19 protein-coding genes are annotated in these 20,955 nt (G+C 67.7%); 6 read left to right on the forward strand and 13 right to left on the reverse strand.

Features of this window, described 5'->3' with window-relative positions; all coding sequences use genetic code 11:
* The 3 genes from ACIBH2_RS26575 to ACIBH2_RS26585 form a co-directional block, all read right to left on the reverse strand.
* Nucleotides 1-372: a sterol carrier family protein gene (locus ACIBH2_RS26575; protein ID WP_397123030.1), complete on the reverse strand. Its 372-nt coding sequence runs from the start codon at nucleotides 370-372 to the stop codon at nucleotides 1-3.
* Between the two features lie 28 nt (nucleotides 373-400).
* Nucleotides 401-1,039 (reverse strand): type II CAAX prenyl endopeptidase Rce1 family protein, encoded by a 639-nt coding sequence (locus ACIBH2_RS26580; protein WP_397122171.1) that lies wholly within the window; start codon nucleotides 1,037-1,039, stop codon nucleotides 401-403.
* 90 nt (nucleotides 1,040-1,129) lie between these two features.
* A complete protein-coding gene (locus tag ACIBH2_RS26585) occupies nucleotides 1,130-2,905 on the reverse strand; it encodes an alpha/beta hydrolase (protein ID WP_397122173.1) in 1,776 nt (591 codons plus the stop codon).
* Nucleotides 2,906-3,051: 146 nt separating this feature from the next.
* Here ACIBH2_RS26585 and ACIBH2_RS26590 point away from each other — a divergent pair, with 146 nt between their 5' ends.
* Nucleotides 3,052-3,342 (forward strand): YiaA/YiaB family inner membrane protein, encoded by a 291-nt coding sequence (locus ACIBH2_RS26590; protein WP_397122175.1) that lies wholly within the window; start codon nucleotides 3,052-3,054, stop codon nucleotides 3,340-3,342.
* 118 nt (nucleotides 3,343-3,460) lie between these two features.
* Here the strand turns inward: ACIBH2_RS26590 and purL are convergent, their stop codons facing one another.
* Nucleotides 3,461-5,755 (reverse strand): phosphoribosylformylglycinamidine synthase subunit PurL, encoded by a 2,295-nt coding sequence (gene purL, locus ACIBH2_RS26595; protein ID WP_397122177.1) that lies wholly within the window; start codon nucleotides 5,753-5,755, stop codon nucleotides 3,461-3,463.
* 383 nt (nucleotides 5,756-6,138) lie between these two features.
* Between purL and ACIBH2_RS26600 the strand changes: the two genes are divergently transcribed.
* Entirely contained in the window at nucleotides 6,139-7,392 is a 1,254-nt protein-coding gene (locus tag ACIBH2_RS26600; protein ID WP_397122179.1) for a glycosyltransferase 87 family protein, read from the forward strand.
* Between the two features lie 106 nt (nucleotides 7,393-7,498).
* Here the strand turns inward: ACIBH2_RS26600 and ACIBH2_RS26605 are convergent, their stop codons facing one another.
* Nucleotides 7,499-8,818 (reverse strand): M18 family aminopeptidase, encoded by a 1,320-nt coding sequence (locus ACIBH2_RS26605; RefSeq protein ID WP_397122181.1) that lies wholly within the window; start codon nucleotides 8,816-8,818, stop codon nucleotides 7,499-7,501.
* Nucleotides 8,819-8,878: 60 nt separating this feature from the next.
* Nucleotides 8,879-9,316 carry a MarR family winged helix-turn-helix transcriptional regulator gene (locus ACIBH2_RS26610; RefSeq protein WP_397122183.1) on the reverse strand — a complete coding sequence of 146 codons (438 nt, stop codon included), beginning with the start codon at nucleotides 9,314-9,316 and terminating at the stop codon, nucleotides 8,879-8,881.
* A gap of 45 nt (nucleotides 9,317-9,361) precedes the next feature.
* Between ACIBH2_RS26610 and ACIBH2_RS26615 the strand changes: the two genes are divergently transcribed.
* On the forward strand, nucleotides 9,362-10,441 hold the full coding sequence (locus tag ACIBH2_RS26615; RefSeq protein WP_397122185.1) for a substrate-binding domain-containing protein: 1,080 nt from the start codon (nucleotides 9,362-9,364) through the stop codon (nucleotides 10,439-10,441).
* Nucleotides 10,442-10,445: 4 nt separating this feature from the next.
* Here ACIBH2_RS26615 and purQ read toward each other — a convergent pair whose 3' ends face one another.
* The gene (gene purQ / locus ACIBH2_RS26620) at nucleotides 10,446-11,123 is read right to left on the reverse strand and encodes a phosphoribosylformylglycinamidine synthase subunit PurQ (RefSeq protein ID WP_397122187.1); all 678 of its coding nucleotides are present in this window, start codon (nucleotides 11,121-11,123) and stop codon (nucleotides 10,446-10,448) included.
* Nucleotides 11,120-11,353 carry a phosphoribosylformylglycinamidine synthase subunit PurS gene (gene purS / locus ACIBH2_RS26625; RefSeq protein WP_397122189.1) on the reverse strand — a complete coding sequence of 78 codons (234 nt, stop codon included), beginning with the start codon at nucleotides 11,351-11,353 and terminating at the stop codon, nucleotides 11,120-11,122. The genes purQ and purS overlap by 4 nt, the downstream gene beginning before the upstream one ends.
* A gap of 146 nt (nucleotides 11,354-11,499) precedes the next feature.
* Here purS and ACIBH2_RS26630 point away from each other — a divergent pair, with 146 nt between their 5' ends.
* Nucleotides 11,500-12,144, forward strand: a complete 645-nt coding sequence (locus ACIBH2_RS26630) for an MBL fold metallo-hydrolase (RefSeq protein ID WP_397122191.1) — start codon at nucleotides 11,500-11,502, stop codon at nucleotides 12,142-12,144.
* 27 nt (nucleotides 12,145-12,171) lie between these two features.
* On the opposite strand, the gene ACIBH2_RS26635 is transcribed toward ACIBH2_RS26630, so the two are convergent.
* The 3 genes from ACIBH2_RS26635 to ACIBH2_RS26645 are packed head-to-tail and all read right to left on the reverse strand — an operon-like array spanning nucleotide 12,172 to nucleotide 15,460.
* Nucleotides 12,172-13,560 (reverse strand): dipeptidase, encoded by a 1,389-nt coding sequence (locus tag ACIBH2_RS26635; protein ID WP_397122193.1) that lies wholly within the window; start codon nucleotides 13,558-13,560, stop codon nucleotides 12,172-12,174.
* A 14-nt stretch (nucleotides 13,561-13,574) separates the two neighbouring features.
* Nucleotides 13,575-14,042 (reverse strand): hypothetical protein, encoded by a 468-nt coding sequence (locus ACIBH2_RS26640; RefSeq protein ID WP_397122195.1) that lies wholly within the window; start codon nucleotides 14,040-14,042, stop codon nucleotides 13,575-13,577.
* The gene (locus tag ACIBH2_RS26645; protein ID WP_397122197.1) at nucleotides 14,039-15,460 is read right to left on the reverse strand and encodes an APC family permease; all 1,422 of its coding nucleotides are present in this window, start codon (nucleotides 15,458-15,460) and stop codon (nucleotides 14,039-14,041) included. The genes ACIBH2_RS26640 and ACIBH2_RS26645 overlap by 4 nt, the downstream gene beginning before the upstream one ends.
* 188 nt (nucleotides 15,461-15,648) lie before the next feature.
* Here ACIBH2_RS26645 and ACIBH2_RS26650 point away from each other — a divergent pair, with 188 nt between their 5' ends.
* Entirely contained in the window at nucleotides 15,649-17,133 is a 1,485-nt protein-coding gene (locus ACIBH2_RS26650) for a glutamate decarboxylase (RefSeq protein WP_397122199.1), read from the forward strand.
* Here the strand turns inward: ACIBH2_RS26650 and ACIBH2_RS26655 are convergent.
* The gene (locus tag ACIBH2_RS26655; RefSeq protein ID WP_397122201.1) at nucleotides 17,061-19,223 is read right to left on the reverse strand and encodes a S9 family peptidase; all 2,163 of its coding nucleotides are present in this window, start codon (nucleotides 19,221-19,223) and stop codon (nucleotides 17,061-17,063) included. The two genes, ACIBH2_RS26650 and ACIBH2_RS26655, sit on opposite strands and share 73 nt — an antisense overlap.
* Nucleotides 19,224-19,647: 424 nt before the next feature.
* Here ACIBH2_RS26655 and ACIBH2_RS26660 point away from each other — a divergent pair, with 424 nt between their 5' ends.
* The gene (locus ACIBH2_RS26660) at nucleotides 19,648-19,863 is read left to right on the forward strand and encodes a DUF397 domain-containing protein (protein WP_397122203.1); all 216 of its coding nucleotides are present in this window, start codon (nucleotides 19,648-19,650) and stop codon (nucleotides 19,861-19,863) included.
* 24 nt (nucleotides 19,864-19,887) lie between these two features.
* Here the strand turns inward: ACIBH2_RS26660 and ACIBH2_RS26665 are convergent, their stop codons facing one another.
* Nucleotides 19,888-20,847: an alpha/beta hydrolase gene (locus tag ACIBH2_RS26665; RefSeq protein ID WP_397122205.1), complete on the reverse strand. Its 960-nt coding sequence runs from the start codon at nucleotides 20,845-20,847 to the stop codon at nucleotides 19,888-19,890.
* Nucleotides 20,848-20,955 lie beyond the last annotated feature (108 nt).

Here is a 20,955-nt window from a genome sequence, read left to right on the forward strand (position 1 = left end):
CTAGCGCGACCGCACGACCGGCAGCCAACGGGCGATTTCGGCGGCCCGGGTGCCCGAGGCCGTGAGCGCGCCGGAGGCCAGCGCGTCGTCGAAGGCCAGCAGCCCGGTGGCGAGCAGCAGCCAGGTGCGCGGGTCGGTCTCGACCACATTGGGCGGTGTGCCCCGGGTGTGCCGCGGCCCTTCGATGCACTGCACCGCGACGAAGGGCGGCACCCGCACCTCCACCGAGCCGCCGGGCGCGTCCGCCGCCAGGGCGCGCGCGGTCGCCTTCACCGCCGCACCGAGTTCGGCTCGCGCGGGTGCTGCCGCGGTGTCGTCGCGCAGCCAGCCTTCGACGGCGGCCAGGGCCGCACGCACTTGCTCCGGATTCATCGCCGCTTGTCGTGCCACGACCGCGAGGTTACCGGGGTGGCGGGACAGGAATGTGCGGAGCCGCGTCCGGCTCCACGGCGGGCGTCAGCAGTCGCGCCAGCGGCGGCGTGAGCGCCCCACCGGCATTGACGGCCAGGTGCAGCAGCGCCGGTGCGGTGGTGCTGCCGGTGCGGCGGCCCAGTTCGTCGAAGACGAAGCCCGCGGCCGCGGTGGCCGCCACCGCGCCCGGCACCGGATCGCCCGAGGCGCGGGCGGGATGGATGTGCCAGAGCCCGAAAACCGCTGCGCTGAGCCATTTTCCGAACCATCCGGCGGTTTCGTCCGCCAGCGGGCTCAGGGTGGCGCGAAAGATCATCTCTTCGCTGTAGACGGTGCCGAGCGGAATGTGCACCAGCACCCATTCGGCGTCCGAAACCTCCGGCGCGCGGTCGGCGATCTCGGCCAACCGCTCACGCAGGCCCGGAATCGCAAGGGCGGCACCGTATCCGGCCAGGGTGATCCCCGCCGCCGCGAGTCCGACTCGCCAACCCCGAGGCGACAACCAATGCGGCCGACCGCCCAGCGCGGCGGCATAGCCACTGGCGAAGACCACATTCGCGGCGGTACGCCCCCGCATATCGAGCTGAAGCCCGGGCAGCACCCGGTTGCTCCACACCAGCGGCAGCACCGCGGCGACACCGGTTTTCGACCACGCACGAACACGCCCCGCGACGCCAGAGCTCCGCTTCCGATGACCTGTCCCGCGAATCACCGTGTCCTACTTGACCGCTCGCTCGTAATCCTCGGCCAGCTCGATCTGTGTGCGAATCTTCTCCCGCAGCTCCGGATTCCACCCCTGCGGCGCCGCGATGGCTTCCCAGCCGTCGAGGACGAGCGAGCCGTAGCGATGGCCGTGTCCGTCGCTCACCCCTTGGGCATTGGTGAGATCGGCCGCCACCTGCCAGAAGGTCACGAACGGCCACCACCGCATCTGCGTGGACACATCCGAGCCGCGCCGCTCGGAGAGCCAATCGGGTTGGGAGAGTATGAGATCGGTCGACCACCAGACGATCGGGTCGGAGGGGTGCATCAGATAGGCGATGCGCGGGCGTCGCCAATCCGGCGAGGGTTCGGCCAGTCGCGCGGCATCACCCGCGAACCGCACCACCAGACCGTCGGCGTAGATGGGCTCGACCTCCCGGGTCCCCGGATCGCGCCGGGACACGAACTGCTCCCACAGGCGATTCGAATTCGGCGGCCCCACCCACAGCGCGCCATCCACCTTGGAGCGCAGCTCCGCCAACCCGTCGAAGGCCGCCTCGGAGCCCTGCGAGCCCAGACTCTCCCCGTACACAAGCAGTTTCGGCCGCTCCCCCACCGGCCGCTTCGACCATTCGGCGTACACCGCGTCGAACATCTTCTTCCCCGCCGCCGCGACCTTCTGCCGGTCCGCCAGAAACGACAGCACGCTGGGCAGATACGAGTACTGCGAGGCCAGAATGGCGGTATCGCCGCCGTACATGTACTCGATGGCCGCCGCGCTCATGGAGTTCACCCACCCGGTGCCGGTGGTGGTGACGATCACCAGCACCTCCCGGTCGAAGGCTCCGGTGCGCTCGAGTTCGGCGACCGCGAGCTCCTCCTGCGTGGTCTCCTTCGGCGCGGATTCCAGCCCCACGTACACCCGAATCGGTTCCTTCGCGGGCCGCCCGGTGGTGGCGCTGATGAGCATGGGATCGGGTCCGTGCGAGACGAACCACCGCCCCTCCGATCCGAGGGTCTCCCACTTGGCCAACGACTCCGGGCTCCCGGACCGCTCCGGCAGCACCGGCTGGGTCGCGAACGGAGCCATCTTGTCGTTGCGCACACTGAAGGCCGAGTTGGCCACCGCGAAGAACGCCCGCGTCGCCACACCGTTGAACAGCAGCACGACCAACACCGCCAGCAGCAGCGCCCCGACCGTCGGCGCGAGCTTCGGCGGCACCTTCACCCACCGGCTCAACAGCCGCGCGAAGAACCGCACGATCTCCCGCAGCGTCCGGTACGCCGCCACCACGAGCGCGCCGACCAACAGGCTCAGTCCGCCGGTGCGCAGGTAGGCGGCATTGGTGGTGCCCTCCATGCCCATGAGCGCGAAGATCTCCCGCTGCCAGCCCGCCGAGAGCACCAGCATGTACGCGGCGACCAGCACACAGGTCAGCACGACGGCCGTTTTCACGGTATCGCGCACCCACAGCGGCGGCGTCTCGATGGTCAGCCGCGGCCGAATCCACTTGCGGAACAACCACAGCAGCACACAGCCGACCCCGTATCCGAGCGCCGCGTTCACCCCGGAGATGAGACCCTGGAACAACCAGTCGCGCGGTACCAGCGAGGGCGTCACCGACCAGGCGAAGAACAGCGTCGCCACGACGAGTCCGACATGATTGAGGTCGATGATCCGCTCGACGCGCCGCCACACCGGAGCGAGGCCGCGCATCCATTTCGACACGGGCGCAACCGCGACCGCGCTACTGCTGCGCAGCCGCGTCAGAGCGTCGGCGGTGTCGAGCACCCGTCAAGTATGGCGGTAGCCCGCTCGATTACGGGGATCCGGCCACCGTGACATCGGACATCGGCGGCCGGGCGCGGCATCTACCCAGGGGACTCGAGTAGTAGTACTCGGGTTCGCCGTCGCCGGGACGGCGAGACTTCCTGAGCATGAGCAATTCTTCCAACGCACAGACCAAGAGCACCCCGGCATTCCTCGCCCAGGCCGCCATCGCGTTCGGAATCGCCTTCGCCGCCACCATCATCGGCATCCTCTACCTCCCGCTGGACATCTGGCAGCGGGGGTTCTTGCTGATGGCGACCTTGTTTCTGGTCAGCAGCGCCTTCACTCTCGCGAAGGTCGTGCGTGATCAGCACGAGGCGTCGAAGGTCCACAGCCGTATCGACGAGGCCCGACTGGAAAAGCTGATCGCCGAACACGATCCGTTCAAGGTCGGCTGAAGGGGCGCGAGCCGCGCCCGCACCGGTGGGAGGGTGGGCGGCCCCCAACAACGAACACCCCGCCCAACCTGGTTCGAGGGGTCCAGGATTGGGCGGGATGCGTTGTGTTTCTCGTGCGTCAGTGGTCGGCTTCGCCGAACAGCGCGGGCAGCGTGCCCTCGTGCGCGGTGCGCAGTTCCTCCATGGTGATGGTGAACTGGCCCTGCACCTCCACCGAATCCGAACCCTGATCGACCACGCCGATGCGGACCCACGGCAGATTCCGGGCATCGCACATCTTGGTGAAGCGGGTCTCCTCGGTGCGCGGCACCGCGACGAGCACGCGGCCCGCGGATTCCGAGAAGAGCATGACGAACGGGTCGGCGTCCTCGGGAAGCAGGATGCGGCAACCGGTTTCACCCGCCAGCGCGGCCTCCACCACGGCTTGGGCCAGACCACCCTCGGACAGGTCGTGCGCGGCGCTGATCATGCCGTCGCGCGAACCGGCGGTGAGGATTTCGCCGAGCAGCTGTTCGCGGGCGAAATCGACCTTCGGGGGCTGGCCGCCGAGGTGATCGTGTTCGACCTGCGCCCAGATGGAGCCGCCGAACTCGTCGGCGGTGTCGCCCAACAGGATCAGGGTCTCGCCGGGCTCCAGGCCCAGGCCGGTCGGGATGCGGCGGTGCACATCGTCGATGACGCCGAGCACGGCCACCACCGGGGTGGGGAGGATGGCGGTCTGCCCGGTCTGGTTGTAGAAGGACACATTGCCGCCGGTGACCGGAATGCCAAGGGCCACACAGCCGTCCGCCAGACCGCGCACGGCCTGCTGGAACTGCCACATGACGCCCGGATCCTCGGGGGAGCCGAAGTTGAGGCAGTTGCTGACGGCCTTGGGGGTCGCGCCGGTGGTGGAGACATTGCGGTAGGCCTCGGCCAGCGCCAGCTGCGCACCGGTGTAGGGGTCCAGCTTGGTGTAGCGGCCCGAGGCATCGGTGGCCAGGGCGATACCGCGGCCGGTCTGCTCGTCGATGCGCACCACGCCGCCGTCGGCGTTCTCGGCCAGGACGGTATTGCCGCGCACGTAGCGGTCGTACTGCTCGGTAATCCACTTGCGCGAGCACAGCTGCGGGCTGGAGATCATCTTCAGCAGGGTGGCGCGCAGTTCGTCGCCGGTCTTGGGCCGGTTCAGCTTGTCCGGGGTGTCGGCGATGAGCGCGTCCTGCCAGTCCGGGCGCCGCACGGGGCGCTCGTAGACCGGGCCCTCGTGAGCGACGGTGCGCGGCGGGACATCCACCACGGTCTCACCATCGAAGGTGATGACGAGGCGGTCGCCGTCGGTGACCTCACCGATGACGGTGGCGATGACATCCCACTTCTGGCAGACGGCCATGAAGGCGTCCACGTTCTCGGGGGTGACGACCGCGCACATGCGCTCCTGCGACTCGCTCGAAAGGATCTCCGCCGGAGTCATATTGGCGGCGCGCAGCGGCACCTTGTCGAGTTCGATGTGCATACCGCCGTCACCGGCGGCCGCGAGTTCGGAAGTGGCGCAGGACAGTCCGGCGCCGCCGAGGTCCTGGATGCCGACGACGAGATCGGCGCGGTACAGGTCGAGACAGCACTCGATGAGCACCTTCTCGGTGAAGGGGTCACCGACCTGGACGCTCGGGAGCTTCTTACGGCCGGAACCGGATTCGTCGCCGGAGAAGGTGTCCGAGGCGAGGACGGAGACGCCGCCGATGCCGTCGAGGCCGGTGCGCGCGCCGAAGAGAATGATCTTGTTGCCGGTGCCGGAGGCGAAGGCCAGGTGCAGGTCCTCGACCCGCATGACGCCCGCGCACAGCGCGTTCACCAGCGGATTGCCCTGATACGAGGCGTCGAAGACGGTCTCGCCGCCGATATTGGGCAGGCCCAGCGAGTTTCCGTAGCCGCCGACACCGCGCACCACACCGTCGACCACGCGCCGGGTGTCCGGGTGGTCGGCCGCGCCGAAGCGCAGCTGGTCCATGACGGCGATGGGACGCGCGCCCATGGCCATGATGTCGCGGACGATGCCGCCGACGCCGGTGGCCGCGCCCTGGTAGGGCTCGACGTAGGAGGGGTGGTTGTGCGATTCCACCTTGAAGGTGACCGCCCAGCCCTCGCCGATATCCACCACGCCCGCGTTCTCGCCGATACCGGCCAGCATGGCCGAGCGCATCTCGTCGGTGGTGGTCTCGCCGAAGTAGCGCAGGTGCACCTTCGAGGATTTGTAGGAGCAGTGCTCGCTCCACATCACCGAGTACATGGCCAGCTCGGCATCCGTCGGGCGGCGGCCGAGGATCTCCTTGATGCGGGCGTACTCGTCGTCCTTGAGGCCGAGTTCCTTGTAGGGCTGCGGCTGATCCGGGCTGGCCGCGGCGGCGCTGACGGTATCGACGTGGGTGGTCACGGGAATACCAGAGTCCTTTCGGCCGGAAAGGGACACAGACCGGCAAGCTGGATACGGCGGGATTCGTGCCCGAGTCTAATGCCCCGCAAAGCTGGCCCAACCTGCCGGGTTACCTGCGCCGAAACGCTGCCCGGCGGGTTGTGGCGCACCTCTCTTCCGCGCCCCCTCGCGGCACCGTCGACCTGACGTATCCAGGCACAACCGACCAATCGGTACTCGCGGTGGCGCGGTCCGTGACCGCGGCCGGTTCGGCGCGGGGCGGCGCGGGGGTTCCGCTTTCCGGAATCGTCGCCTCGCCCAGCTACTCTTGCCCGGTGAACGATCGATCCGGGGTCGCGGATCCGACCGAGAAACCTGTGCCCACGTCTGGAGAGGCGGCGGGATTGACTGGACGTCAGGTCCGGCTGCTGGTGATCGCGCTCGCTTTGTTCGTGGTATCGGCGCTCATCAGTCATTACGGAAAGATCTGGCACGGGTACATCGATTTGCAGGTGTACCGCAACGGCCCTCGCGTGTGGATGGACGGCGGGGAGCTGTACGGCCCGATGCCGCCCGTGTACGGAATCGGTCTGCCGTTCACCTATCCGCCGTTGGCGGCGCTGTTCTTCGCGCCCTTGGCGCTCATGCCGCTGGGCGTGGCCGAGGTGCTGGTGCTGGCGACCTCCATCACCGCGCTCGGCGTGACGCTGTGGGTGGTGCTGGAACGGTTGCGGCCCAGCGTTGATCGGCCGACCCGGCTGGCCATCGTCATCGGCGCGGTGGCGATCCTGCAGTGGCTGGAGCCGATCCGCCAGACCTACGGGTTCGGGCAGATCAATCTGGTGCTGATGGCGGCGATCACCCTGGATTGCCTGGTGCGCAAGCCTTTCTGGCCGCGCGGCATGCTCATCGGCATCGCGGTGTCGGTGAAGCTCACCCCCGCCGCGTATCTGCTGTTCTTCCTGCTGCGCTTGGACTACCCGCCGCGCGGCGGGTGGCCGCGGGTCTCCGGCTGGCGGCGCTACCTGCCGCGCGGGGATTGGAAATCGCCTGTCACCCTGGTGGTTTCGACCATGCTCGCGGTGGGCTTGGTCTTCGTGTTCTTCTGGCACGAATCGGTGCAGTACTGGTTCCACACACTGTCGGACACCGGGCGCATCGGCCCACCGCATTTCGCGGGCAACCAGTCGTGGAAGGGTTTCGCCTTCCGCCTGGGCGTCTCGGACTCCGCCGCCACCGCCATCTGGCTGACCCTCTCGGTCATCACCATCGCCCTGGCGGCGATCTGGATGAAGCGCCTCCTCGACGCCGGGCACCCCGTCACCGCCCTGATGGTGAACGCCGGTGCGGTCCTGCTGGTTTCACCGGTCTCCTGGTCCCACCACTGGGTCTGGATCGCCCCCGCGCTGGTGGTCGCCATCGACGCCATCCTCCAAGGCCGCCGCAGCCGCCTCTTCGTCGGCGCGGTCGCCTTCGCCACCATCCTGTTCGCCGTCGGCCCGCAATGGGTGCTCCCCCACGACCGCGACCGAGAACTCGACTGGTCCTGGTGGCAGCAGATCCTCGGCAGCAGCTACGTCCTGTTCACCTTCGCGATCTTCGTCATCGCGGTACTCACCTACCACCCGACACGGACCGAACGCCCGAGCGAGGTGTAAGCAACTCTCGGAACTCTCAGCGGCTTCGCCCCCGAACCCCCATCGCGAGATCTCGGGAATGGGGTTTCAGGGGCGATAGCCCCCGAGAGTTCCTGAGAGTTGGGGATTACCTGGTGATTTCGGGCGTGAGGAAGGCCGCCAAGGCCGAGGCGTAGGCGGGGACGTCGGCGGCGCCCATCATTTCGCGGGCGGAGTGCATGGCTAGTTGGGCCGCGCCAACGTCGACCGTCGGCATGCCGGTGCGGGCCGCGGTCATGGGGCCGATGGTGGAGCCGCAGGGGAGGTCGGCGCGGTGGACGTAGCGCTGGAGGGGGACGTCGGCCTGGGAGCAGGCCAGGGCGAAGGCGCCCGCGCCGGTGGCGTCGGTGGCGTAGCGCAGATTCTGGTTGACCTTGAGGACGGGGCCGCCGTTCACCTCGATGCGGTGCGCGGGTTCGTGGCGGTCGGGGTAGTTGGGGTGGGTCGCGTGCGCCATATCGCCTGAGGCGCAGACTGATCCGGCCAGGGCGGCCAGATATTCGGCGCGGCCGCCGCCTCGGGTGAGAACGATGCGTTCGAGCACCGTGGGCAGCATGCCGGACTGCGCGCCGCGATCGGATTGGCTGCCGACCTCCTCGTGGTCGAACATGGCCAGCACCGGTACCGCCGCACCGGGTTCGGCCACCGCGGCGAGGAAGGCGCGCAACCCCGCGTAGCAGGTGCCCTGATTGTCCAGGCGGGGCGCGCTGACCAGATCGAGGTCGCGGCCGATGAGCTTGGACGGCACCAGATCATGGGTCATGAGCTCCCAGCCCAGCACCGCGCTCGGCTCGATGCCGGAGCGTTCGGCGACGAAGGCCAGGAACGAGCGCGGTTCCCCGCCGATCCCCCACACCGCGTTCACGTGCCGCTGCGGATCGAGCTTCACCCCGCCCCGGTCCTCGGACAGGTGAATGGCCAGCTGCGGCACCCGCAGAATCGGCTCGTCGATGCGAATCAGCCGCTCCCGCACCACATTTCCGTCCCGCACCGACAGCCGCCCGGAAATCCCGAGATCGCGGTCGAGCCAGGAGTTGAGCCAGGCCCCGCCATAGGGCTCCAGCCCGACCAGCTGCCAGCCCGCCGACGCCAGATCGGGGTGCTGCTTCACCCGCAGGTTCGGGCTGTCGGTATGCGCGCCGACCACCCGGAAGGGGCTGGCCTGCCCACCGCGGAACCCGCTGGGCGCGCCCGGTCCCCCATCCGCCCACGCCACCAGCGACCCGCCCCGCACCACGTAATAACGCCCGGCGCTGGTGGACGGCCACGGCGCGGATTCCGACAGGCGCGTGAACCCGTGATCGTCGAGTTCGGCCGCGACGGTCCGGCACACATGGAACGGAGACGGGGAGGCGTCGATGAATTCGCACAGTCCGGCGGCGGTGGCAGCGGTGACGGAAACAGGCATGGCAACGATCCTAAGCAGCAACGCTTCTGTTCTGCCGACCGTCCCGTCCGAGGCGAGCCGCTATTCGGGCTGCGGGGTGTCCGCCACCTTCTCCAGCAGGCGCATGAGCTCCAGGTAGTCCGCGCCGCCCAGGCGGCGGCGCAGGTCGGCCTCGGCGCGGGTCTCCTCGGCGCGCACCTCCTCGACCAACTCCACGCCGCGACGGCTCAGGCCGATGAGGATGCGGCGGCGGTCGTCGGCGGCGGCGATGCGGAAGATGAGGCCGCGCTCGGCCAGGTAGTCGGCGTGGCGGGTGGCGGAGGAGGGTGCGAGTTGCGCGCGGGCGGCGAGTTCGCTCATGGTGATGCCGACCTCGGCGGAGAGATTGGACAGCATCGACCACTGATCGGCGGTGAGGCGGCGGGCGCACAGCGGGGCTTCCAGGTGACGTAGCCAACTGCGTTCCGCGGCTCGCAGGGCACCATGCAGCGTGTAAATGCCGCTTACAATTGTCGCCATATTCCCGCCCATCAATTTCCGCTCCAACGAGAAGCAGAGTAACCGATGGTACCGCCGCACGAGAATCCCGATCACAGTATCGAGATCCTCAACATAGTCCCACTTCAGGGGGCAGGCGGTATCTTCGCGCCATCATGTGAAGCCGCAATTTCTTTGGCGGTCGAAGAAATCAACAGCGGCACGGGAATTCTCGGACGGGAATTGCGAACCACCCACATCGACGGCGGCCGCGCACCCGAGGAGGTGGCCCTCGAGGTCGAGGCGCTGCTGGCCACCGGCATGGTGCACGCGGTCACCGGCTGGCACACCTCGGCGGTGCGGCGGGCGGTCGCGGGGGTGACGGCGGGCCGGGTGCCGTACCTGTTCGCCACCGATCACGAGGGTTTCGACACCACCCCGCCCGGCCTGTTCCTGATGGGCTCGGATCCGGCCCGCCAGATCCTGCCCGCCCTGCGCTGGCTGCGCCGGGAGTTCGGGGCGTGGCGCTGGGCGGTGCTCGGCAACGACTACGTCTGGCCGCGGCGCACCGCCGCGGTGGTGCGCCGGGAGTTGGCCGAGCGCTCCGGCGAACTGTCGGTGCCGCTGGAGATGTTCGTGCCGTTGGAAACTCACGACTTCACCGAATTCCTGGCCCAGCCCGCACTCGACGCGGTCGACGGCGTGATCGTGCTGCTGGTGGGCGCGGATGTGGCGCGTTTCAATCGGCAGTTCACCCGCGCCGGGCGGGCCGACCGGCAATTGCGGGTGAGTCCGGCGGTCGACGAGAACGTGCTGCTCACCGCCGGGGCACCGGCGAATCGGAATCTGTATGTGCCGTCGAGCTTCTTCGTGAACGCGCCGGAGGCGGCGGATCGGCTGCGCCGGTATCGACGGCTGCACGGCGAATTCGCGCCCGCGCTGACGAATTTCAGCAATACCGAATACGAGGCCGTGCACACGCTGCGGGCCATGGCGGAGGCGGCGGGGTCACTGGACCCGGCGCGCATGCACGCGGCCGTACACGACGGCCGCATGCTCGAAACCCCCGCCGGGGAAAGGCGATTCGCCGGGCAGCAGGTGATACTGCCCAGCTATATCGCGGCCGTCGACGGGGTCGACTTCCAGATTCTGGATCGAATCTGCTGAGCGCTCAGGCGGAGACGAGCGAATCCAGGACCGAGAAGAACATGCCCAGACCGTCGTCACTGGGTCCGGTGAGCGCCTCGGTGGCGTGCTCCGGATGCGGCATGAGGCCCACGACGCGTCCGTTGGCCGAGGCCACACCGGCGATATCGCGCTGGGAGCCGTTCGGGTTGTCGCCCGAGTAGCGGAAGACCACGCGGCCCTCACCCTCGAGTTCGTCGAGCACGGCCTCGGAGGCCTGGTAGCGGCCCTCGGCGTTCTTGACCGGGATGAGGATCTGCGCGCCCGGCTCGTAGCGGGAGGTCCACGCGGTATCGGTGTTCTCGACGGTCAGCCACTGATCGCGGCAGACGAAGTGCAGTCCGGCATTGCGGGTGAGCGCACCGGGCAGCAGTCCCGCCTCGCACAGGATCTGGAAACCGTTGCAGATACCCAGGACCGGCATACCGCCCTCGGCGGCCTTGACCACTTCACCCATGACGGGCGCGAAGCGGGCGATGGCACCGGCGCGCAGATAGTCGCCGTAGGAGAAGCCGCCGGGCACGATGACCGCGTCGACGCTCTTCAGATCGGCGTCGGCGTGCCACAGGCTGACCGGCTCGGCACCGGCAAGCTTCACCGCGCGGGACGCGTCGACGTCGTCGAGGGTGCCCGGGAAGGTGATGACACCGATGCGCGCGCTCACAGCCGGACGACCTTCCAGTCCTCGATGACGGTGTTGGCGAGCAGCGATTCGGCGATCTGCTCCAGCTCGGCGTCGCTGATGCTGTCGTCGACATCGAGTTCGAATCGCTTGCCCTGGCGCACATCCGAAATCCCGGGGTGCCCCAGGCGTCCGAGCGCGCCGACAATGGCCTGACCCTGCGGATCCAGGATTTCGGCCTTCGGCATCACCTCGACCACGACACGTGCCACGCTGTGCTCCTAAAGCTGGTGGGGGTTTACCTGGTCAGCGTAATTGCCGCCGCTCATCGACGCGTAGTCGGGTCCGGCCGACGTGCCGCCTGCCACACTGCGCCGACGACTGCGTGGACCCGAGGTCCGGGACTACCGTTGGCCATATGCGCATAGCCCATTTCGGACACTCCTGCATTCTCGTGGAACTGCACGGCACGAAGGTCCTTTTCGATCCGGGCACCTTCTCGCACGGATTCGAAGGCATTACCGGACTCGATGCCATCGCGGTGACGCATCAGCATCCCGACCACATCGACCCGAATCGCATCGGCGCGCTCATCGAGGCGAATCCGCGGGCGCGACTGCTGTCGGATCCGCAGACCGCGCAGCAGCGGGAGGAGCAGTGGGAGGCCGTTCACGCCGGAAATGTATTGAAAGTCGGAAATGTGCAGATCACCGGTGGCGGCGGTCGGCATGCCGTCATTCATCCCGATATCCCGGTCATCGACAACACCGTCTTCCAACTCGGTACCCCGGACGATCCCGCCGAACTCGTACATCCGGGCGATTCGCTCTGGGTGCCGTCCACACCGGTCGGTGTGCTGGCGCTGCCCGCGGTCGCGCCGTGGATGAAGCTCAGCGAAGCGGTGGACTACCTGCGCGCGGTGAATCCCCGCACCGCCTTCCCGATCCACTACGGAATCATCGCGGAGGCGGCGCAGGGCATCTACTTCGGCCGATTCAATGAAATGGGGCCCGCCGGAACGGAATTCCGCGTGCTCGAGCCGGAGGACCACGCCGAGTTCTAGATCGGCGCGGTCCCGCCGCGGCGGCGCTCAGTCCGCGAAGGACGCCAGGAACAGCGCGAGACCGAGCGCCATATGTTCGATCTCCGTCGGATCCACGCTCTCGTTGGGGGCGTGGATCAGGCATTTCGGCTCCTCCACGCCGAGCAGCATGATCTCCGCGTCCGGGTAGGTGTCGGCGAAGACATTGCACAGCGGGATCGCGCCGCCCTGCCCCTCGGTGGTGGTGGCGCGACCGTAGGAGATTTGCAGCGCCGCCTCCATGGCGGTGCGGGCGGGACCACCAGCGGCCGATTTGAACGGTGCGCCAACTGCTTCCGTCTCGACCGTCACCTGGGCCCGCCACGGCGTACGCGTTTCCAGATGCGCCGTCAGCAGTTTCAGCGCTTCCTGCGGGTCGGTGCCCGGCGGGATGCGCAGATTCAACCGTGCCGCCGCCTTGGGCTGAATGGCCGCCGACGATCCGATCACCTTGGGCGCGTCGATACCGAGCACGGTGACCGCCGGTCGCGCCCAGAGCATATCGGCGACGGTGCCGCTGCCGGTGAGGTCAACACCCGACAGCACATTGGCGTCGGCGCGGAACTGTTCGGCCGGATACTGCACGCCGTCCCAGACCTGGTCGTTGGCGAGCCCGTCGATGGTGGTGTTGCCCTCGGCATCGCGCAGCGTTGCCAGCAGCTGGATGAGCGCGGCCAGGGCGTCCGGGGCCGCGCCGCCGAACATGCCGGAATGCATGGGGCTGCTGAGGGTTTCGATGGTGACGACCACATTCACATTGCCGCGCAGGGTTTCGGTGAAGGTGGGCACGCCGACGGCGAAATTGCCGGTATCGCACATGAGAATGGTGTCGGTGCGCAGCAATTCGACATTCCGCGGCACGAATTGCTCCAGGCCGCCGGTGCCCTGCTCCTCGGAACCTTCGGAGACCAGTGTGAGCCCGACCGGGAACGCCTTGTCCCCCAGCACTTTCCGCAGCGCCCGCAGCGCCGTGAGGTGCATGACGATATTGCCCTTGCAGTCCGCCGCACCGCGCCCGTACCAGCGACCGTCCTTCTCGGTCAGCTGCCAGACCGGCGTATGCCAGGCCGCGTCGTCGAGTGGCGGCTGCACGTCGTAGTGGCAGTACAGCATGACGGTCGGCTTGCCGGAGGGCGCGGGGTAGCGCGCGACGACCACATCGCTGCCGTCGGGCGTCTCGTGCAGTCCGGCATCGGTGAGCCCCTCGGCGACGAAGGCGTCAGCGACCCACTGCGCGGTCCTGCGGCACTCCTCGGGCGGGAACTGCCGGGGGTCGGCCACCGATTTGTACGAAACCAGTTCGGTGAGATCGGCTTTCGCGCGCGGCATGAGCTCGCGCACCGCGGCGCGCAGGGCGGCGGTGCGGGAATCATCCTTCACCCCAATGGTTTCGGTCATCTGCTCCTCCTGGGTCACGGGGTGCCTTCGGACTTCACCGTATCGCCGGTCCGCAGCGTTCGGGTCTGCTCGAGATAGGCCGGGAGTTCGTCCGGGCAGTAGGTTTCGATGGCCAGCGCGGTGGCCTCCAGAATCGCGCTGTCGGCGATCACGGGCCGATTGCCCGGACCGGACGCGCCATTGCTGATGGCCGCCTGATACCTGGCCTTGATGAGCGGCGACGACGGGTCCTGGCAGACCAGGCCGCCGTCGGTGCCCAGCGAATCGGCGATCACCCCGGCATCGGGCGCCGCCAGTCCGGCGGCCACCAGGCGCGAGCGCAACTGCTCGGCCTTGTGCGTCGCCTCCTGATCGTCGCGGACCTGGTTGAACACGATCACCCCGGCCACCGCGACCGCCACCAGCACCGCCGCGACGGACAGGTAGACGATGCGCCGCATCCGCGCGGACGCGTGTTCGATCTCGGGCAGTTCGACGGTCATGCCATCGCCTCCTGTGGAACCTCGGTCTTCCAGCTCTCCTTGCGGAATCGGAAGAACAGGTACGGGATCACCAGGCCGACAATGCCCGCGCCCGCCGCGATGAGCAGCACGTAGCCGAAGGCGTTGCCACTGCCGTACTGGGAGGGCGGTACGAAGCCGATGAGGAAGGCCGCGATGGAGGAGGCGATGCCGATACCACACAGCGCCACCAACATCGGCGCTCGATAGCCGCGCGGATGATCGGGTTGGTCGCGGCGCAGGCGCACCGCCGCCACGAACATGAGCACGTACATGATCAGGTACACCTGCGTGGTGATCACCGACAGAATCCAGTACGCGCTGGAGACGTCCGGAATGAAGGCGTAGAGCAGGGCCAGCAGCGTCGTCACCACACCCTGCGCGACCAGCATGTTCTGTTGCACCCCATGCTTGTTCAGCCGCGTGAGCACGGGCGGCAGGTAGCCCTCGGTGCGCCCGATGAGCAACAGCCCCTTGGACGGACCGGCCAGCCAGGTGAGCATGCCGCCCAGCGCCGCCGCCACCAGCATGACGCCCAGGATCGGGGTCAGGAAGCCGATGTCGAAGTGGTTGAAGAAGCCGTCGAACGCCTGCATCACACCGGCGGTGAGGCTCAGGTTCTTGGACGGCACCACCCAGCTGATCACCACCGCCGGAACGATGAAGATGGCCAGCACCAGCACCACCGCCAGGGCCATGGCCTTCGGGTACTCCTTGCCGGGGTTCTTCAGCGAGGACACGTGCACCGCGTTCATCTCCATGCCCGCGTAGGACAGGAAGTTGTTGACGATGAGCACCAGCGAGGCCAGACCGGTCCAGGCCGGGAGCAGGTGTTCGGCGTCCATGGGCGCGGCCGAGGAGTTGCCCTGCGCCAGGAAGACCAGGCCGAGGACCACCAGCAGCACGCCCGGCACCAGGGTCCCGATGACCAGCCCCATACTCGACAGTCCCGCAACGGTTTTGGTGCCCTGCGAGGAGATGAACACCGCCGCCCAGTAGATGGTGATGATGACGATGGCCACGTACACGCCATTGGCCGCCAGCGACGGGTCGATGATGTAGGCGAAGGTGCTCGCCACATAGGCGAGCAGACTCGGGTAGTAGAAGATGGTCATGGCGAACTGGCACCACACCGCCAGGAATCCGGCGGGCCGCGAAATCCCCTCGCCGACCCACTTGTACACGCCACCGGCCCATCCGGAGGCCAGCTCCGCGGCCACGAAGGCGGTGGGCAACAGGAACAGCACGGCGGGCAGCAGATACAGGAAGACGCAGGCCAGACCGTAGACGGCCATGGTGGGCGCGGCCCGCAGGCTCGCCACCGAACTCGTCGTCATGAGCGCCAGCGTGATCCACGATATGTAATTGGTGGCCGTCGCGGCCCTGCTCGTCGTGGTCATCGCGAGACCACGGGCCGATGTGCGGCGGACTTCACTCTCGCTATGCCATGCTGATAGTCCATGGACGAATAGTAATCGGCCAGCAATCGTCCTGAGATTACGAAACGGCGTGTGATTCAACCAGTTTCACGATCCTCGAAACTGGTCCTCGATTGCTGGCAACATGTGGTTGCCAATTCGGAGGCACAATGGCTGAGACAAACAAGCCCGACGACCTCTTCGCGATGCCCGGTATCCGCCGGACCGCGCCCAAGGACAGGTTCCCGGCCCACGAGATGTACCCCCAGGTCGCCTACGAGCTCGTGCACGACGAACTCCTGCTCGACGGCGTCTCCCGCATGAACCTGGCCACCTTCTGCACCACCTGGGTGGACGACCAGGCGCGCCGCCTCATGAACGAGTCGCTGGACAAGAACATCGTCGACAAGGACGAATACCCGCAGACCGCCGCGATCGAGGAGCGGTGCGTGCGCATGGTCGCCGACCTGTGGCACAGCCCCGACCCGACGGCCACCCTGGGCACCTCCACGACCGGCTCCAGCGAGGCCGCCATGTTGGGCGGTCTGGCCGCCAAATTCCGCTGGCGCAAGCGGGGCGGCACCGGGATTCCGAATTTCGTCTGCGGGCCGGTGCAGGTCTGCTGGGAGAAGTTCGCGCGCTACTTCGACGTCGAGATCCGCCAGGTCCCGCTGCGCGGGGACCGGCTCACCATGCACCCCGACGACCTCGCCGCCCACGTGGACGAGAACACCATGATGGTGGTCCCCACCTTCGGGCAGACCTTCACCGGGCTCTTCGAGGACGTGCGGGCGATCAGCGAGGCGCTCGACGGTGTTCAGACCGAGACCGGCCTCGACATCCCGATCCACGTCGATGCCGCCAGCGGTGGCTTTCTCGCCCCGTTCTGCGCGCCGGACCTGGTGTGGGACTTCCGATTGCCGAGGGTGAAGTCCATCAACGCCTCCGGCCACAAGACCGGGCTCGCCCCGCTCGGCGCGGGCTGGGCCATCTGGCGGGAGGCCAGCGATCTACCCGAGGAACTCGTCTTCGATGTCGACTACCTCGGCGGCAGTATGGCCACCTTCAATCTGAACTTCTCCCGGCCCGGCGGGCAGGCCATCACCCAGTACTACGACTTCATTCGACTGGGCCGCACCGGCTACACCCGGGTACAGGAGCAGATCTACCACGTCGCACGGCATTTGGCGGCGGGCCTGCGGGCCATGGGTCCCTTCGAGATGATCCACGACGGTGATCCGGAGCGCGGCATCACGGCCGTGTCGTGGCGGCTGACCGACGCCGACGCGGGGTTCAACCTCTACGACCTGTCCGATCGCCTGCGCACCCGGGGCTGGCTCATCGCCGCCTATCCGCTGCCCGCCGACCGCGAGAACGAGACCATCATGCGCGCGGTGCTGCGACACGGATTCACCGTCGACATGATCGATCTGCTGCTGGCCGATATCGAGCGCGCGATCGCGGCCCTGCGGATGAACCCGAGGTCCACACCGCTCACCAAGGAGGATGCGGGCGGGTTCACCCATTCCGCGAGGGCCGCCGTCGCGCGGCCGAAACCCGGTGTGGGCGCACCGGTTTCCGGTCAGTCGTCGGCCAGTCCGACGGTGCCGAGCACCCAGGCGAACTCGAAGGCGACTTCCTTCCACTTCTCGTAGCGGCCGGAGACGCCGCCGTGCCCGGCGCTCATCTCGGTCTTGAGCAGCAGCTGCGAGTCACCGGTCTTGGTGGCGCGCAGCTTGGCCACCCACTTGGCCGGTTCCACGTAGAGCACGCGGGTGTCGTTGAGGCTGGTGATGGCCAGAATGGCCGGGTAGTTCACCGGCGCGACGTTCTCGTAGGGCGAGTACGACTTCATGTACTCGTAGACTTCCTTGTCCGCCAAGGGGTTTCCCCACTCGTCCCATTCGATGACGGTGAGCGGCAAGGACGGGTCGAGGATGGAGGTCAGCGGGTCCACGAACGGCACGTTGGCGAGCACGCCCGCGAACAGCTCCGGCGCGAGATTGGCCACCGCGCCGACCAGCAGGCCGCCCGCGCTGCCGCCGTCGGCGATCATGCGATCGGCGGCGGTGACGCCGGTATCGACGAGATGCCGCGCGCAGGACACGAAGTCGGTGAAGGTGTTCTTCTTGGTGAGGGTCTTGCCGTGCTCGTACCAGAGGCGACCCATCTCACCGCCGCCGCGCACGTGCGCCACCGCGAAGACCATGCCGCGGTCCAGCAGCGACAGCCGCGCCACCGAGAAGCCGGGGTCGATACTGGCCTCGTAGGAGCCGTATCCGTAGAGCAGCAACGGCTTCGGGCCGTCGCCGAGATCGCGGCGCTTGACGATGGAGATCGGAATCCGGGTGCCGTCGGCGGCCACCGCCCAATCCCGGTGCTGCTCGTACTCGTCGGCATTGAAGCCGCCCAGTACCGGCTGCTCCTTGCGCAGCAGCATCTCGCCGGTCGCGGGCACGTAGTCGAACACCCGCATGGGGGTGATGAACGAGGTGACGCCCATGCGCAGGGTCGGCTGCTCCCACTCCGGGTTGGAGCCGATACCGGCGGCGAAGAGCTCCAGGCCGAACTGGATCTCCTGGAGATCGCCGTAGCCCTCGGAGGTCAACGGCCACACCGCGACTCGCGGCAGCGCCTCGCGGCGGTAGGAGAGCACCAGCTTGTCGGAGAAGGCGTCGATGTCCTCGAGGCGCACATCCTCGCGGTGGCCGATGAGGATGGTCTGCCGGGTCGGATCGTCCACCGGGGCCTCGGCGAGCACGAAGTTCTCCGCCTTGACGCCGTCGATCACATCGTTGTGCAGAATCAGCAGCCGGTCCTCGCCGCCGATGACGGCGTGTTCGGCCGAGTACTCCACGCCCTCGCGGCGCGGGATGAGCACCCGGAACTCGCCCTCGGGATTGTCGGACTCCAGGATCCAGCCCTCGCTGGTGATCTTGGAGCCGACCCAGATCACCAGGTACTTCTCCGAGCGGGTCGCGCCGATGCTCACCCAGTAGCGCTCGTCGGACTCGTGGAAGACCCGCACATCAGCCTCGCGGTCGGTGCCGAGCCGGTGCCGCCAGACGGTGTCGGGCCGCCAGGACTCGTCGACGGTCTGATAGAAGACGTGGGTGCCGTCGAGGGACCAGGTCGCGCCCGGCGCGGTCTCCGGAATCTCGTCGGCGAGCAGCTCACCGGTCTCCAGGTTCTTGAACTTCAGGACGTAGCGCTCGTCGCCGTTGGTGTCGACGGAGAAGGCCAGCAGATCGCCCGCATGGCTCAGCGAGAACGCGCCCAAGGCGAAGAAGTCGTGGCCCTCGGCCAACTCGTTGCTGTCCAGCAGCACCTGCTCGCCGGGGACCTCGGCGTCGAGCTCGAGCTGAGGCGGGGTCCAGTCGTCCTTGTCGCCGATCGGGCAGCGGCAGTGCACGCCGTACTGCTTGCCCTCGAAGCTGCGCGAGTAGTACCACCAGTCGCCCATGCGGGTGGGCACCGACAGATCGGTCTCCTGGGTACGGGACTTGATCTCGTCGAAGATCTTCTCCCGCAGCGGGCCCAGATGCTCGGTTTGCGCCTCGGTATAGGCGTTCTCCGCCTCCAGGTACGCGATGACCTCCGGGCTTTCCTTCTCCCGCAGCCACTCGTACTCGTCGACGAACACGTCGGCGTGATGCACGCGCTCGGCCGGTACCTTCTTCGCGATCGGCGCGGTCACCGTCACACCGGAATCGGGGGTCGCCGCGCTACCACTGTCCAAAGCCATGCGAACCACCGTAGTGCGCGGTGGTGTGTGGAGGGCGCGCACCCGACCAGGAAGGGCGGCGCGCCGCGCGGGCGCGCCGTTCGACGAACGCGATCAGCGCAGCCGACGCCGTCCATTGCCCGCCAGATGGCGGTTCTGTTCGTACAGGTAGAAGACCGCCGCCTTGCGCCGCGCGCAGGAGTCGGTCGGACAACTTCGGTGGATACGGAGAATGCTGTGGGCCAATTCGACGGTGAAGCGACCGGGCACTACCTCACAACTATCGGAGATGGGGGCTGCTCGCTGAGGGGACCATGGCGTGCGCACCGGACCTCCTTCCTGCTGACACAGTCTGGAATATCCGTTCCTGCGGATCCGCAAACACTGGCACTATGAGTGCGATCCAAATCACCGTCGGAGCACGCATGGCGCACAGGAGTCCGCAGTGGAAGCCAAGAACCGCGAAATCGATCCCGATGCCGTCTGGCGGCGCAGTGACGAGAACTCCGATGGCGTCGAAATCGCATTTCTGACCAGCGGGAATATCGGGCTGCGCGATTCCAGGAATCCGGACGGGCCGGTGCTGATCTTCACCCCCGGCGAATGGGAGGCCTTCGTCGCCGGGGCCAAGGACGGCGAATTCAACCGCCCTGGAAGATGATTCGCTACGGGGCCGGGCCGCGAGTCAGGCCCCGATGCCGCCCGCGATGGTCGGCCACGAGGTGTGCAGCGTGTCCTGCCAGTACGACCAGGAGTGCGTGCCCACCGGGCTGTGGTCGATGCGCGCGGGGATGCCCAACTGGCGCAGCCGTCCCTCGAAACTGACGACACAGGCATTGACGCCGGATTCGATGGGACCGCCGAAGAAGAGGTTCTCGGGCAGCTGCGGTTTGATCTCCAGCTCGTGCGGGCCGGGCAGGCCGCTGCCGGTGGAGAGGTAGATGGTCTTGCCGCGCAACCGCTCCGCGAGCAGCGCCGGATTGTGCGCCGCCCACTCGGGATCGGTGGGCGCGCCCCACATATTGAGGGGGTTGCCGCCCCGGTTGGCGATGGAGAACATCGTCGCGCCCTGGGCGATGGTGGTGTCCGGGCAGGCGCTGTATCCGGCGACGGCCTGATAGAGGTCCGGGCGGCGGACGGCCAGGGTGAAGGCGGCATTGCCGCCCATGGACAGGCCACCGATGGCGTTCACGCCGTTTCCGGCGAAGTGGCCGTCGATAATCGGTGGGAGTTCCCTGGTCAGGAAGGTTTCCCACTTGTAGCGGCCGAATTTGGGGTCGTCGTTGATCCAGTCGGTGTAGTAACTGGCCTGGCCGCCCATGGGCAGCACGACATTGACGTTCTTGTCGCGGAAGAAGGGTTCGGCGTCGGTGGCGTTGGTCCAGGTGCTCTGGCCCGCGCCGGGGTCGAGGCCGTCGAGCAGGTAGTAGGTGGGGCGGGCGCCGCCGTCGGCGGGGTGTAGCACCTGGACCTGGATGGTGCGGCCCATGGCGGGCGAGTCGATGAAGACGGCCGCGCGGGTGGCGCTGAGGTCGTCGATTCGGAGTACGGTCGCCGCGTTCGCGGTCGCATCGGTCGCGAGGACCGGAGTCAGCAAACCTACAGCGATCGAAAGGATCGCCGCCGCAACACTTCTTCGATACATGTCCCCACCTCAATCAGCCCGCCACACTCGTTCATCAAAGTATCCGACGGAGTGACCTTGAAGGATGGAAACGGCCATACGGCGTGTCGCTGGCAAACCGCCTGGTAC

This window comes from Nocardia sp. NPDC050406 (genome assembly GCF_044459025.1).
Lineage (GTDB): Bacteria > Actinomycetota > Actinomycetes > Mycobacteriales > Mycobacteriaceae > Nocardia.

Bases quoted from the DNA above. Each gene is read 5' to 3' on its own strand.
- ACIBH2_RS26650 (WP_397122199.1), top strand. From the start codon at position 15,649: ATGGCTGAGACAAACAAGCCCGACGACCTCTTCGCGATGCCCGGTATC.
- ACIBH2_RS26645 (WP_397122197.1), bottom strand. From the start codon at position 15,460: ATGACCACGACGAGCAGGGCCGCGACGGCCACCAATTACATATCGTGG.
- ACIBH2_RS26635 (WP_397122193.1), bottom strand. From the start codon at position 13,560: ATGACCGAAACCATTGGGGTGAAGGATGATTCCCGCACCGCCGCCCTG.
- ACIBH2_RS26575 (WP_397123030.1), bottom strand. From the start codon at position 372: ATGAATCCGGAGCAAGTGCGTGCGGCCCTGGCCGCCGTCGAAGGCTGG.
- ACIBH2_RS26640 (WP_397122195.1), bottom strand. From the start codon at position 14,042: ATGACCGTCGAACTGCCCGAGATCGAACACGCGTCCGCGCGGATGCGG.
- ACIBH2_RS26665 (WP_397122205.1), bottom strand. From the start codon at position 20,847: ATGTATCGAAGAAGTGTTGCGGCGGCGATCCTTTCGATCGCTGTAGGT.
- ACIBH2_RS26590 (WP_397122175.1), top strand. From the start codon at position 3,052: ATGAGCAATTCTTCCAACGCACAGACCAAGAGCACCCCGGCATTCCTC.
- ACIBH2_RS26605 (WP_397122181.1), bottom strand. From the start codon at position 8,818: ATGCCTGTTTCCGTCACCGCTGCCACCGCCGCCGGACTGTGCGAATTC.
- ACIBH2_RS26630 (WP_397122191.1), top strand. From the start codon at position 11,500: ATGCGCATAGCCCATTTCGGACACTCCTGCATTCTCGTGGAACTGCAC.
- ACIBH2_RS26615 (WP_397122185.1), top strand. From the start codon at position 9,362: ATGGTACCGCCGCACGAGAATCCCGATCACAGTATCGAGATCCTCAAC.
- ACIBH2_RS26610 (WP_397122183.1), bottom strand. From the start codon at position 9,316: ATGGCGACAATTGTAAGCGGCATTTACACGCTGCATGGTGCCCTGCGA.
- ACIBH2_RS26655 (WP_397122201.1), bottom strand. From the start codon at position 19,223: ATGGCTTTGGACAGTGGTAGCGCGGCGACCCCCGATTCCGGTGTGACG.